The sequence below is a fragment of the Sphingomonas gilva genome (assembly GCF_003515075.1).
GTDB lineage: Bacteria > Pseudomonadota > Alphaproteobacteria > Sphingomonadales > Sphingomonadaceae > Sphingomonas > Sphingomonas gilva.
On record NZ_QWLV01000003.1, the window covers coordinates 16,769 to 29,780 of the forward strand.

Genomic DNA, 13,012 nt, shown 5'->3' on the forward strand with positions numbered 1-13,012 from the left:
TGCAAAAACGGCGGAAATCCGCCATTTTTGCTCCTGCCGCCGTGATTGGCGTTCCGCTTTGTTCCACTGAGTTTCGCTCCATCTGGGGGCCTCACTGGGCGGCGAGGCCCCCAATTACGGCATGTCGGAGCAGGTGAGGCCCCCAAATGAGCCTTAACGTACAGGAAATTAAAGGCTTTCTGCCGACGCAGAAGCCCTACAAGAAGGCCGATGCCGGGGGCCTCTACCTCCTGGTGAAGCCGAACGGCTCGAAACTCTGGCACTTCAAATATCGCTTCGGCGGCAAGGAAAAGAAGATGCCCCTCGGGGCCTTTCCCGAGGTTGGCCTAGGCGAGGCCAGGCGGATGCGCGATCGCGCCCGCCTCAAGGTTGCCGACGGCGTCGACCCGATGCGCGAGCGCAAGCGCGAGAAGGCCCAGATCAAGCTGGGGGCCGAGAACACCTTCGAATCGGTCGCCAAGGCCTACATCGACCACAAGATGGTCGGCGAAGGCCGGGCCGAAGGCACGCTCAAGAAGGCCCGCTGGTTCCTCAAGCTGCTGAAGCCGGCCATCGGCAGCCAGCCGCTGAACGACGTCGATCCGCAGATGATGCTGGCGGCGCTGAGAAAGCTCGAGCTGAAGGGCAATCTCGAAACGGCGAAGAAATGCCGGTCGTTCGCCAGCCGGGTGTTCCGCTACGGCGCTGCGCTCGGATACTGCACCAGCGATCCGACCTCGATCCTGCGCGGCGCTCTGATCACGCCGAAGGCGCGGCACTATGCGGCAATCCTCGAACCCGAGAAGCTCGGCGAGTTGCTGTGCGCGATCGACGGCTATGAAGGCTATCCGGTGACGAAGCTCGCGCTCCAGATCACGCCGCACATCTTCGTGCGGCCGGGCGAGCAGCGTCATGGCGACCCCAATAAGCCGTTCGCTGGTCGCGCGTCCGGATGGGCGCGGGTCGTGGATTATTTGGCGAGCAAATATGGCGTGCTGTTTATCATCAGCGCCGGTAATCATCACGATCTTCTTGAAACCCAAGACATGACCGCCAGCCAGTTTGAAGCGCTAACCGCCGATCAGCGGCTTCGCGTAGCCTTGCGCGCCAGCGCCGCGCAGATCGCGACGAGGCGCATCTTGGCGCCGGCTGAAGCGGCGAATGCGATCACGGTAGGCGCGTTCCACGATGACCATTTCAATGCTGGTTACCCGAAGAGCGTTTCGGACAGTTGGTCGAGGCGATCGAGGAGTCCGGAGCCGTGGTCGGTTCGGACTTCGACGGCGACTATGCGCGTTGGTTCGCTCTGATCCTCGATCGCCCCGCCAAACCGCTACCGCTACCCAAGATCCACGACGCCATATTGTCGTTGATGGATCGGGCCATGATACGAGGGGCCGCGAAGTATTCGCCCGCGGACGAAGCCCAGTTGAAACTCGAGCGAGAGCACTGGCTGGCCGAAGCCGGTTCCCCGTCCGGAGCGCAGGTCGTCGATCGATTTCTTGCCGTCGTCAGAATGGCTCGTCACGCCAACCCGCGTGACGTCAAACGGCTAGACAATGAAGTCTACGACTTGAAGCAGCAGTGGCGTTCCTTCTCGCCTCGCGCCGAACAACCGACTCCCGCTGCCGATTCGTGACTACTCGCCGGATAGTTCGTTCAACGCTCTCGTTCTTCGAGTAAGCGATTCTTCGCCTTCAAGGTGCGGGCGGAACAACATCGGACGCCGACCCTGGGATCTTATCGCACCGTCAGTGTTGTCGCGTGCTGATCGACGTTCAGGAGGACTCGAACCGCCCGGTCCATTCACGTCCAGCCTTTTCCACGAGTCCAGATCATGCTATTGATGCCCTTGGCGACTTCGCAAGTCTATGATTTGATTGCGAAATCAACCGCTTAAGCGGCGCCCCGGAAAGCTCTTCTGACACCATTTGTTCTTCTGGCGCTGACCATCAACGCGGTCAGCGCTCAGACGCGCCGACACGATGTTCATTGGAAATCCGTGCTCTCCAACGGCCGAGCTGCCGGGCCGTTGCCCAGATTAGCGTCCGGGTTGAAAACCATCCGGTGCGCGGACGTATTCGGGGCGTTTGGACGCAACCGCTTTTTGGCCAGAGAAGATATTCAACCTGCAATTGGCCACCACAACAACAGGCGTGCTGGTTGCCCGGAGCAACCGGCTAGACGATCTTCTGCACGAGCGGCTCGATCCTCAGCGTCACGACGTCGACGCCGCGGGGCCGCGTCGCCGCGAAGAGGATCGCTTCCGCGACCTCCTCGGGCGGAAGCATTTCCTGGCGCGCCATGAACCGAGCCCGCTCTTCTGCCGAATAGGGCTGCATCCCGGTGGCGATCGCGCCGGGCTCGATCAAGGTGACGCGGATGCTTTCGCGCATCAGCTCCTTGCGCAGCGTCTCGGCGAAGGATGCGACGCCGCCTTTCGCGGCATTGTACACGCTTTCGCCGACCGCCTTGATATGGACGCTGATCGATCCGACCAGGATGACCATCCCTTCCTTGTTCTCCGCGGCGCGGAAGCGCTCGACCGCGCGCTGGGTGCTGGCCACATAACTGACCAGATTGGTTTCGATGACGGCGCGCCATTCCGTCTCCGCCAATTCCATGAGTGGTTCCGCGCCGACACCCGCGCAGGCGACGAGTATGTCGAGGCCCTCCAGCCAGCCGTCGACGCGATCAAACATCCGGTCCGCAGCGGCCGCGCCCGATAGATCGACGGTGATCGCCTCGACCTCGCCCGGCCCGCGCTCGGCTCTCAGCTCTTCCACAACCTGCCGGAGGCGGAGCTCGTCGCGGTCGGCGATCAGGACGCGAGCGCCTTCGCCGATCATGCGCCCGGCGACGGCGCGTCCCACGCCGCCGCTGCCGCCGGTGATCAGCACGCGCTTGCCGGCAAGGCTGGGTTCGGACGTCGGCATCGCAAACTCCTGTGGCGCTGCGGGAGCGCCGTTGAGGGCCTAATTCCAAGTCAGGACCAGGCGGCCGTTGGCGGGCACCTGATAGTCGATCCTGTCGGCGGAAGTTCTCTGCGGCCGGAGCACCTCGCCGCCCGCGGTCATGAGCCCTATCTTCGGAAGCTTGCGCCGCTTCAGCCGCACTAGGCTCACGCCGGCGGTGCAGGTTTCGCCTCCGTCGAGCATGATCGACAGCGTGCCTCCGCCAATGCGCTCGCTCGACCGCACGAAGTGATCGCAATAGAGCAGGAAGGGGGCCTTCTCGACATGATGGAAGGCGCGCGTGGCGAAGACGAAGGCGGCACCGGCACCATAGATTTCCTGTCCGACCTGCCCTGCCGGCTGGCCATCCGGATAGAGATCCTCCAGCGGGAAGGAGAGCTTGCGGTCGACGTGACCGTTATTCTCGCGCTGCTCCTCTGCGATCGCCTCGGGCGGCAGCATGTCGGGATAATAATAGATCGCGCGGTCGAGCGCGTATTTGCAATATTCCGCGATCAGCATCCTCGCCGCAGGTTCGAGATCGGGACCGCTATTGTCCAGATAGCGTTCGAACGCCGCATAGGAATCGAAGCATTCGTAAATCGCCATATAGGGCGCATCCTGCAGGCACGTCACGCCGAGGAAGTTGCGATAATTGACGGCGAGCTCGAGCTTGCTCTCCCAGATCTCGCAATTGTGGAAAAAGCTGCCGAGATAGACGTAGCTCTGTTCGAGGTAGACGTCCTCGTCGGTGATCCGCCACAACCGCATGCAGGCGGCCGCGCCCCAGGCGGTCAGGTTCGCTTGATAGTTGATGTTGAACCGCAACCCCACCGCGGCGTCGATCGCCGCACGCGCCTCGTCCAGATAGCTCTTCTCGCCAGTCAGGTCGAACGCCTGCAGCATGACCCAGGCGTAGACGCCCGCTACATCTGTCTGGCCGCGGCCGTCGTCTGCGCTTTTCGTGATTACCGAGAAATCGGTGACCTTGTACTGGACCGGCCATTTGTAATCGAAATGCTGCGCAGCGCGGATGCCGTAGCCGATCGACTTCAGGAACAGCGTGCGCGCCTGTTCGTCCCCGTCCAGCGCCAGCTTTCCGAGGTTGAGCAGGGGGTGGTAGAGATACCAGCTGTCCACCGCGTCGGCGTCCTTGTCGTCGCCGACATTGGGCAGGTAGCGCCGCAGCGTCTTCAGCCTGTTATCGTAGAACTTGCCGAGCCCGGCCTTGAACTCAGCCTCCAGCGGATGCGGCTCGCCGCGCCATTTTCCCCAGTCGTGGATAGCCGCGACCACCGACATCTGCACCATTATGTCCGGATACTCTGCTGCGGTGTAGGGATGGATGTAGCGGTGCCCATAGTGGCGGATCGTAGCCTCCGGAGCCTGGTCGAGATCACGCAGGGTTCGCTCCGCCCGGTCGATCCAGTCGCGATATTCAGGCTTGGGCAGCTCGATCAGCCTGTAGGCGACGCCCAACATCTGCAGGAACTGGCGAGCGGATTCGCGCTCGTGCGGCGGCGCGTCGGGACGGAAGACCAGGATCGCGTCGGATAGCGTCACCTCGACCCCCGCCGCCAGGGAATCGGTCGGCGGCGTCCCGCTCTGCGGCGGCGTCGGCAGGAGATAGCCGAGTTCGGGCCACTCGCCGCCGACCGCGCCGTCGGGCGTGGTCTTAGTGGCGCGATAATAGTCGTTCATGGCGGTGAGGTTCTGGAAATAGAGGATATTGCCGAACGCGGGCTCGTCGAACTGAAAATAGAGCAGGCCGCCGTTCAGCCCGCGCTGCGCCGCCTCGACATGGCCATGGGCGCCGGTCGGGTCGTCCTTGGCGTCGAGCGGATAGAGGTCGCGGGGCATGAACGGGACCAGCATCGGCGCGGCCGGCGTGAAGCGGACGGTCATGCGCAGATGATCGAGCGCGTCGCCGCCGGTGCGGAAGACGACGACATGTTCACCGAGCGCGCTTTCGATGCTGAGGTGGAGGGTTTTTTTGGGGGACTTACGTTTGGCAATGTGGAATTCGCCGGCGAGGAACGCGGCGCGGAGCGCCAGGCCGCCCTTGCCTTCGCGGCGGATCAGCGCCCAGACCGAATCCGCGGCGGCGCGGATCTCGACCGAGAGCTCGCCCAGCTCGAACCTGGCGACGGTGCGGCCGGCCTTCAGCGCCTGGCGCAGCGCCAGGACATAGAGGCTGACGGCCGGAATGTCGGGATCGAGCGCGAGTGTCGCCATGATGGTGGAAACCGGACATGCCGGCCGAGGTTCCTAGTAGGCGGCCGCCGCAGGCATGAATCGGCTTGATCAGGATCAATAACCGCGCGTGCGTTTTCGCTTCCCAACGCGGCGCATCGCGTCCACGCATCATCCGGATCGCCCCCGCGCCTGTGAGAGAGAGATGGTCGACAGAGCCCCGCCCGAGCCCGAGTTCGAAACGCTGCTGCAGCACATCCAGGAAAGCCGTGGGCTCGACTTCCGCGGCTACAAGCGGACCAGCCTGAAACGCCGGATCACCCTGCGCATGGAGGCGATCGGCGTCGACCAGTTCTCCGCCTATCAGGCGCATCTGGAGGCGGACCCGGGCGAGTTCGAGAACCTGCTCAACACCGTGCTGATCAACGTCACCTCCTTCTTCCGCGACGCGGCCGCGTGGGAGGTCCTGAAGGAGCAGGTCGTCCCCCAGGTCATCGCCAATGCCGAGCCCGACCGGCCGATCCGCATCTGGAGCATCGGCTGCGCATCGGGCGAGGAACCCTATTCGATCGCCATGCTGTTCGCCGAGGAGCTCGGCGTTCAGGAATTTTGCCGACGGGTGAAAATCTACGCGACCGACCTGGACGAAGAGGCGCTGAAGGTCGCCCGCCTGGCGACCTATTCGCCGCGCGACGTCGAAAACGTGTCGCCCGAGCTGCTGGAGAAATATTTCGAGCGGACCAACAACCATTATGTGTTCGAGCGCGACCTGCGCAAATGCGTGATCTACGGCCGTCACAACGTGGTGTACGATGCGCCGATCTCCCGCATCGACCTGCTCGTGTGCCGCAACCTGCTGATCTATCTGGAGGCGGAGACCCAGGGCATCGTGCTGCCGCGGCTGCACTATGCGCTCAACCAAAACGGCTATCTGTTCCTGGGCAAGGCGGAAACCCAGCTGGCGCGGTCGCCGCTGTTCCGCCCCGTCGAGATGAAGCACCGCATCTTCAGCAAGGTGCCGCAGGAATGGCGGCGCCCCATAGCCGGGGCCTTCGGGGCCCTGGCGCTGCCCGACGCGTCGCTGCCAAACGCGCTGCTGCTCGAGGCGGCGCTGAACGAAGTCGGCATCGCGCTGCTGGTGGTCGACGAGGACGGCGCCGTGGCGCTGGCGAACACCCCCGCGCGGCAACTGCTGGGGGTCGGCGAGGCCGATATCGGCCGCGCCTTCCAGGATCTGCCGATCTCCTACCGGCCGATGGAGCTGCGCGGGCCGATCGACCATGTGTTCCGCGAACGCCGCGGGATGCGGCTGGAAGATCAGGAATACCGGCTGACCCAGGCCGACGTGCTGCGGCTGACCATCGATGTCCAACCGCTCAAGCGGCCGGACGGGGAGGTTTATGCGGCCCTGCTGTGCTTCACCGACAACACCCGGATGCACGCATTGCAGCTCGAGCTCGAAACCGCGCAGGAAAGCCTGGAGAACTCGATCGAGGAACTCCAGTCCGCCAACGAGGAGCTGGAGACGACCAACGAGGAACTGCAATCGACCAACGAGGAGCTGGAGACGACCAACGAGGAGCTGCAATCGACCAACGAGGAGCTGGAGACGCTCAACGAGGAGGCGCGGTCGAGCAACGAGGAGATGGAATCGGTCAACGAGGAGCTGCGCATCCGGGCCGAGCAGGCGGCAAGCTATCGCCTCTATATGGAATCGGTGCTCCGCAGCATGAACGGCGGCGTCATCGTGATCGACCGCAAGCACATGATCCAGGGCTGGAACCGCTGGAGCGAGAACACCTGGGGCCTGCGCAGCGAACAGGTGCTGGGGACCAGCTTCGAGGCGCTGGACATCGGCCTGCCGCTGCACCTGCTGAAGGACGGCATCGCCGCCGTGCAGCACGGGCGGCAGGAACAGGTCCAGCAGGTTCTGGAGGGCCTGGACCGGCGCGGGCGCAAGATCGCCTGCCGGATCGTCATTTCCAACCTGCTTGCCGAGAGCGGCGACGCGCAGGGCATGGTGTTCGTCTTTCAGGACGTGACCGAAGAGCAGCACAAGGAGGAATATACCCGCTATCTGGGGCGGATCATCGGCAAGGCGCTGAACGAGGTCTATTTTCTCGATCCGGCGACGCTGCGTTTCACGCTGGTCAATGCGGGCGCGCGGCAGAAGCTGGGATATAGCGAGCATCAGCTGACGCAGATGATGCTGCCGGACGTGATGCCGGGCAACGACGCCGACGACATGAAGCGGCTGCTGGCGCCGCTGATCTCGGGCGCGAAGACGGAGATCGTTTTCGAAACCGTGCTGCGCTCCGCCGACGGGCGTGAATATCCCGCCGAGCTCTGCATGCAGTATATCGCCGAGGAGCACCCGCCGATCCTGGTCACGATCGTTCATCAAATCAGCGACCGCAAACAGCTGAAGGCGACCAAATAGCCTGAAACCCCGGGCTCGATTTCGGAGGGATCGGTTCACGCGGAGGCGCGGAGACGCGGAGAAGAAGAAGGTTGGTTTCACGCGAAGGCGCGAAGGCGCGAAGAAAGAAGAAGGGGTTCGCGCAGAGACGCGGAGGCGCAGAGAGGTGGTTCTGCCGCGTCAGCGGCTTTCATCTTTTCGCAGGGTTCCGCTTGCCGCAACGGAGCGAGGTGAAATGCGCTTCGCGCAGGGTTTTGGCATCTCTGCGTCTCCGCGTCTCTGCGCGACCAACCTTCCTGCTTCTTCTTCGCGCCTTCGCGCCTTCGCGTGAACCAATCTTTTCGAACGTCGATACCTCCCGGAGCCTGTCAGTTTAAGTTCCTGCGAAGGCAGGGGGCCATCCCACTCATCCACGGGCGCGGGCGCTTGCAGCACGTCGGGATAGGCCCCTGCCTGCGCAGGGGCGACGGAAGAGGAGAGAATCCAGGCTGAACAGGATGACCCTAGGGGCGGACTTGCGCTCGATTTCACATGGACGCGATTCCCCTCTCCCCGTTCGTGCTGAGCTTGTCGAAGCACCGTCCTTTCTTTCGGCGTGCGCGGAAGGAGGACGGCACTTCGACAAGCTCAGTGCGAGCGGGTCTGGGCGGTTCGGCCTCGGTGAAAGCGGCCCTAGGGTCGACATTCGGGGGGTGGTTCACGCGGAGGCGAAGACGAGGAAGATTGGTTCACGCGAAGGCGCGAAGGCGCGAAGAAAGAAGAAGGGGTTCGCGCAGAGACGCGGAGGCGCAGAGATGTGGTTCTGCCGCGTCAGCGGCTCTCATCTTTTCGCAGGGTCCCGCTTGCCTCGACGTAGCGAGGTGAAGTGCGCTTCGCGCCGGGTTTTGGCATCTCTGCGTCTCCGCGTCTCTGCGCGAACCAACCTTCTTCCTTCTTCTTCGCGCCTTCGCGCCTCCGCGTGAACCAATCTCCCTTCTTCTTCGCGCCTCCGCGCCTTCGCGCCTTCGCGTGAACCAATCCTTTCGAGCGTCGATACCTCGCGGAGCCTGTCAGATCCTGGTGTGGGCCGACATTCGCCCATTGGCTTGCAATGTCGAGTTTTCCCCTCTCCCAACCAGCGTTGGGTGGACAGCGCCCCGCGCTGTCCAGGCCATGCCGGGGGCATGGCCGACCCGACGCTCCCCTGAAGGGGAGAGGGCTTTTTAATGAACGCCGCGCTTGCGGCACGATGGACCCCGGAACAAGTCCGGGGTGACGGTATGCGTTAGGCCGCGGAATAAATCCGGGGTGACGGTATGCGTTGGGCGGCGGAACAAGCCTGTGCTGCGCTTGTCGGGTCCGGGGTGACGGTATGCGTGCCATAGGCGGCCATATGTCGGTTGGCCTTACGCCTCGGCGCCGGTCATCGGTCTGCGCAGGCTTGCCATCGCGTCTTCCAGCACCTCGATCATCCGGGCGGATTCGTCCGACGCCTCGGTCCAGCGCGCTTCGGCGTGGGGGAGTTGCCTTTGGCGGGCGCTGTCGCGCATCTGATCGAACAGCCGGACGCGGTCGCGGTGCGTCCGCACGGCGATGGAGAGCGCCCGTTCCAGTTCGTCGCTTTGCGCGGCCGCGAGCCCCAATGGCGTGAAGGCGTGGCCGATCTGGCAGCGGAAGCGGATTTCCTGCTCGGCCGTGATCTCATTGAGCACGCCGCCGCAATCCGGACAGGAGATGTGGCTGGGTTCGCCCGGGGTGGCGATATCGGTGTCCATGACGGCGAATTCCTGTGCGGCGATACGGTCCTCTACCAGATAATCCTCCGGCAACGGGATGCTCGCGGGGGCTTCCTGCCGGATCAGGCGACCCAAGAGGCCGCCGATATCGGCGAGCGGCACGGCGTGATCGACATGATCGCGCTTGAGCGCGTTGGCCGGCATCGACGGCCATTCGGCATCATCGGGATCCTGCACCACCGAGATGCCGCCGGCGGCCTTGATCGCGATCAGGCCGTCCGTCCCGTCATCGAGCAGGCCGGTCAGCACGATCCCGATCACGCGCGCGCCATAGGCGATCGCCGCGGACCGGAACAGCGCGTTGACCGCGGGCCGCGTCCGGTTCTCGTTCGGGCCGCGGCGCATCAGGATCCGGCCGGGCCTGAGCAGCATGTGACGGTCCGGCGCGGCGATGTAGATCCTGCCCATCTCGATCGTCTCGCCGTCCTTGGGCGACGCCGCCGGCAGCCGCCCCGCCCTGTCGAGCAACTGCGGCAGCATGCTCCGCGCCGAGGGCGACAGATGCTGGACGACGAACAGCGAGGCGGGAAAATCGGCCGGCAGCGATGCGCACAGCCGCTGGAGAGCCTCCACGCCGCCGGCAGAGGCGCCGACAACCACTATATTCCTGGCCGGCATCCCAATCTCCTCGCCAGCGTAACGATCTCTGCGCCTGCTCGGGTGCAGGCAACGTAAAAGAAGTTCGCAAGCCGGCTCCTTTTACGGGGAAGGCGCGTTGTCCTTCTCCCAACAGGAAACGTCATGGCTGAACACGCGCCGGCACCATCCTCCGCCGAAGAGACGGGCAAGCTGCTCGACGAGAACGAGCAATTGCGCACCGCGCTCGAATCCTCGCTCGACGAGAATGCCCGTCTTGCGGAGGACCGCGACCGGCTGCTGCGCCGGGTGACGACGCTCGCGCACGAGCTGCACGCCGTCACCTCGCCACCGCCATCTCCACCCCAGCCCGCCGCCGAGGAAGTGCTCGCCGAAACCAAGCAGAGCCAGGCCGAAGAGGAGCTGCGCGTCGCGTTCGAAGAGCTCCAGATGCTGACCGAGGAGCTGGAGGCGTCCAACAACAGCCTGCACCAGGCGAATGCGAATCTCGAGACGCGAGTCGCCGACCGGACGCGCGAGCTGGTCGAGGCGAATGCGGCGCACAGCCGAGTGGAGCTGCGCTTCCGCACCCTGGTCGAAGGCATGCCGCAGCTCGTCTGGCGCGCGGTCGAGAAGGGCCAATGGACCTGGTCGAGCCCGCAATGGCGCGACTATACCGGCCAATCGGAAGCGGACAGCCACGGCACGGGATGGCTTTCCGTCTTCCATCCCGACGATCGCGAGGGCGCCAGGAGCGCCTGGGCCCAGGCGGCGGCGAAGCGGGCCTTCGACTTCGAGGGCCGCATCTGCCACGCCAGCGAGAAGCGCTATCGCCATTTCCGCACGCGGGCGGCGGCGGTGCTGGCGCCCGACGGCAACGTGCTCGAATGGCTCGGCACCTCGACCGATGTCGACGACACCATTCAACTCCAGCAGCAGCAGGCGGTGCTGGTCGACGAGCTGCAGCACCGCACGCGCAATCTGGTGGCGGTCATTCGCGCGATAATGCTGCGCACGATCAAGGACAGCGCGTCGCTGGAGGATTTCCGCAGGTGCATCGACGACCGGATGCAGGCGCTGGCGCGAGTCCAGGGCCTGCTCTCTCGCCGAGGCGCGGGCCGGGTGACCTTCGACGCGCTGCTGCGGCAGGAGCTGGCGGCGCATGTCGATCTCGACGCCTCCGGCAAGGCCCCGCGCGTCTCGATCGACGGGCCGGCGGGCATTCCGCTCAGGTCTTCGACCGTCCAGACATTCGCGCTCGCGCTGCACGAACTGGCGACCAATGCGGTCAAGCACGGCGCGCTGTCGTCGCCACAGGGGCGTCTGGCGGTGCGCTGGACGGTGCGGCAACGGGACGGAAAGGACTATCTGCACGTCGATTGGCGCGAAAGCGGCATTGCCAACATGATCGAAGGCAAGACATCCCCGGGCCATAGCGGCTATGGCCGGGAACTCATCGAGCGCGCTTTGCCCTACCAACTCGGCGCGCGTTCCAGTTTCGCGTTCACCGAAGACGGCATCCACTGCACCATCGAGGTGTTGGTGCCGGAGGACGATGCCGATCGGGAGAAGGCAGATGGCTGACCACGACTTGCAGGGCCGCCGCGTCCTCGTCGTCGAGGACGAATATATGATCGCCGAGGATATGCGGGCCACGCTGAGCGACGCCGGAGCGCAGATCCTGGGCCCCGTGCCGACGGTCGACGAGGCGACCGACCTGATCGACGCCGAGCCCGACATCGACGCGGCGCTGCTGGACGTCAACCTGCGCGGCGACATGGTGTTCCAGGTCGCCGACGCGCTCTCCGCGCGCGGCGTGCCCTTCGCCTTCGTGACGGGCTATGAGCGCGCCGCGATGCCCGCGCGCTTCAGCGACGCGCCGCATCTGGAAAAGCCGGTAAAGGCGCACCAGGTCGCCGCCATGCTGGCGCCGCACCTGCGCGAGAACCGCTAGCGCGTCAGCCGAGCGCAGCGGCGCGAAACCCGCGGCGAGACCGTCCGAGATGTTCGGCGTGCCGATGCCGATGGCGGTCGTGGGGCGCCGGGCTCCCATGATGCCCAGCGCCCCAACCCCGGTTGCGGCTCCCCGCGAGGCTTCCGAGAAGGCCCTCCCGGATCGCGATGTCCGCCGCGATATGATCTATTCCGCCGGCGCCATCGCCTTGGCCATGGCGCTCGCCTCCTGGATGTCGGCGGCGCCGCCCATATCCTCGTCGGTGGTCTTGCCGGCGCCGGGACCCGCGCCCAAGTCCGCGCCGGTCACCGGGTTGGCGTCCGGCTTCGAGGCGAGGCGCTGCTTGAACTGCGCCAGGGTCGCGTCCTGCGCGTCGGTCAGGCCGACGCTGGGCATGCCGGCGCCGCCGTCGGCGGGGAGCACCTGCTCGAGATCGTCGACGCGGTCCCATTGCTCGCCGGTGTTCCAGGGGCCCTGCGCGTCCCCTTCGCCTTGCGAGGCGTTCACATACATGTCGGCATAGGGCTTCACGCCGGGCAGCTTCCCCGGCGGGAAGTTGTCGGCGATCGAATAGAGCGCCTTCTCGAAGCTCTTCTGGTGCGCGACCTCGCGGGTCATCAGGAAGCCGAGCGCGTCCTTGATGCCCGGATCGTCGGTGATGTTGATCAAGCGCTCATAGACGATCTTCGCCCGGCTTTCGGCGGCGATGTTCGAACGGAGATCGACCACGGGGTCGCCGCGCGAATCGACATAGGCCGCGGTCCACGGCACGCCCGACGAGTTGGTCAGCGCGGGGCCGCCGCCATAGAGGATCGACTGGGTATGGCTGTTGCCGCCGGCCGTCAGCGACATGTAGAGCTCGGCCTCGGTCATGCTCGCTTCGGCGAGTTCGGCCTTGGCGCCGCGGTTGAGCATGGCGACGATCGACCCGATCACCTCGAGATGGCTCAATTCCTCGGTGGCGATGTCGAGCAGCATGTCCTTGCGGCCCGGATCCTCTTCGGCGAGACCCTGGGTGAAATAGCGCATGGCCGCCGCCAGCTCTCCATCCGGGCCGCCGAACTGCTCGAGGAGCAGGGACGCCAGCACCGGATTCGGTTCCGACACGCGAACGGTATATTGCAAAGTCTTGTTGTGCATGAACATGGGCCGCCTCCTAGTC

General features: G+C 64.9%; 9 protein-coding genes. 5 read left to right on the plus strand and 4 right to left on the minus strand.

Annotated elements, in window-relative coordinates; translation table 11 throughout:
• Nucleotides 1-146 precede the first annotated feature (146 nt).
• Nucleotides 147-1,289, plus strand: coding sequence for an integrase arm-type DNA-binding domain-containing protein (locus tag D1610_RS08710; RefSeq protein ID WP_118863797.1), 1,143 nt, complete (start codon nt 147-149; stop codon nt 1,287-1,289).
• On the plus strand, nt 1,241-1,618 hold the full coding sequence (locus D1610_RS16855; protein ID WP_147414302.1) for a hypothetical protein: 378 nt from the start codon (nt 1,241-1,243) through the stop codon (nt 1,616-1,618). The genes D1610_RS08710 and D1610_RS16855 overlap by 49 nt, the downstream gene beginning before the upstream one ends.
• A 541-nt stretch (nt 1,619-2,159) precedes the next feature.
• Here D1610_RS16855 and D1610_RS08715 read toward each other — a convergent pair.
• Both D1610_RS08715 and D1610_RS08720 read right to left on the minus strand, forming a co-directional pair.
• Nucleotides 2,160-2,915, minus strand: a complete 756-nt coding sequence (locus D1610_RS08715; RefSeq protein ID WP_118863798.1) for an SDR family oxidoreductase — start codon at nt 2,913-2,915, stop codon at nt 2,160-2,162.
• Between the two features lie 39 nt (nt 2,916-2,954).
• Nucleotides 2,955-5,168: a hypothetical protein gene (locus D1610_RS08720; protein ID WP_118863799.1), complete on the minus strand. Its 2,214-nt coding sequence runs from the start codon at nt 5,166-5,168 to the stop codon at nt 2,955-2,957.
• A 163-nt stretch (nt 5,169-5,331) separates the two neighbouring features.
• On the opposite strand from D1610_RS08720, the gene D1610_RS08725 reads away from it, so the two are divergent.
• Nucleotides 5,332-7,566, plus strand: coding sequence for a CheR family methyltransferase (locus tag D1610_RS08725; RefSeq protein ID WP_118863800.1), 2,235 nt, complete (start codon nt 5,332-5,334; stop codon nt 7,564-7,566).
• Between the two features lie 1,364 nt (nt 7,567-8,930).
• Here the strand turns inward: D1610_RS08725 and D1610_RS08730 are convergent.
• Nucleotides 8,931-9,938 carry a chemotaxis protein CheB gene (locus D1610_RS08730; RefSeq protein ID WP_118863801.1) on the minus strand — a complete coding sequence of 336 codons (1,008 nt, stop codon included), beginning with the start codon at nt 9,936-9,938 and terminating at the stop codon, nt 8,931-8,933.
• Nucleotides 9,939-10,061: 123 nt separating this feature from the next.
• Here D1610_RS08730 and D1610_RS08735 point away from each other — a divergent pair, with 123 nt between their 5' ends.
• Together D1610_RS08735 and D1610_RS08740 are read left to right on the plus strand one after the other, a co-directional pair.
• Nucleotides 10,062-11,480 carry a sensor histidine kinase gene (locus D1610_RS08735; RefSeq protein WP_118863802.1) on the plus strand — a complete coding sequence of 473 codons (1,419 nt, stop codon included), beginning with the start codon at nt 10,062-10,064 and terminating at the stop codon, nt 11,478-11,480.
• Entirely contained in the window at nt 11,473-11,850 is a 378-nt protein-coding gene (locus tag D1610_RS08740) for a response regulator (protein WP_118863803.1), read from the plus strand. The genes D1610_RS08735 and D1610_RS08740 overlap by 8 nt, the downstream gene beginning before the upstream one ends.
• Before the next feature lie 186 nt (nt 11,851-12,036).
• Here D1610_RS08740 and D1610_RS08745 read toward each other — a convergent pair whose 3' ends face one another.
• Nucleotides 12,037-12,996 (minus strand): manganese catalase family protein, encoded by a 960-nt coding sequence (locus D1610_RS08745; RefSeq protein ID WP_118863804.1) that lies wholly within the window; start codon nt 12,994-12,996, stop codon nt 12,037-12,039.
• Between the last annotated feature and the right edge of the window lie 16 nt (nt 12,997-13,012).

Coding starts and splice junctions, on each gene's coding strand:
- D1610_RS08745 (WP_118863804.1), bottom strand. CDS start 12,996: ATGTTCATGCACAACAAGACTTTGCAATATACCGTTCGCGTGTCGGAA.
- D1610_RS08720 (WP_118863799.1), bottom strand. CDS start 5,168: ATGGCGACACTCGCGCTCGATCCCGACATTCCGGCCGTCAGCCTCTAT.
- D1610_RS08710 (WP_118863797.1), top strand. CDS start 147: ATGAGCCTTAACGTACAGGAAATTAAAGGCTTTCTGCCGACGCAGAAG.
- D1610_RS08725 (WP_118863800.1), top strand. CDS start 5,332: ATGGTCGACAGAGCCCCGCCCGAGCCCGAGTTCGAAACGCTGCTGCAG.
- D1610_RS08740 (WP_118863803.1), top strand. CDS start 11,473: ATGGCTGACCACGACTTGCAGGGCCGCCGCGTCCTCGTCGTCGAGGAC.
- D1610_RS08735 (WP_118863802.1), top strand. CDS start 10,062: ATGGCTGAACACGCGCCGGCACCATCCTCCGCCGAAGAGACGGGCAAG.
- D1610_RS08715 (WP_118863798.1), bottom strand. CDS start 2,915: ATGCCGACGTCCGAACCCAGCCTTGCCGGCAAGCGCGTGCTGATCACC.
- D1610_RS08730 (WP_118863801.1), bottom strand. CDS start 9,938: ATGCCGGCCAGGAATATAGTGGTTGTCGGCGCCTCTGCCGGCGGCGTG.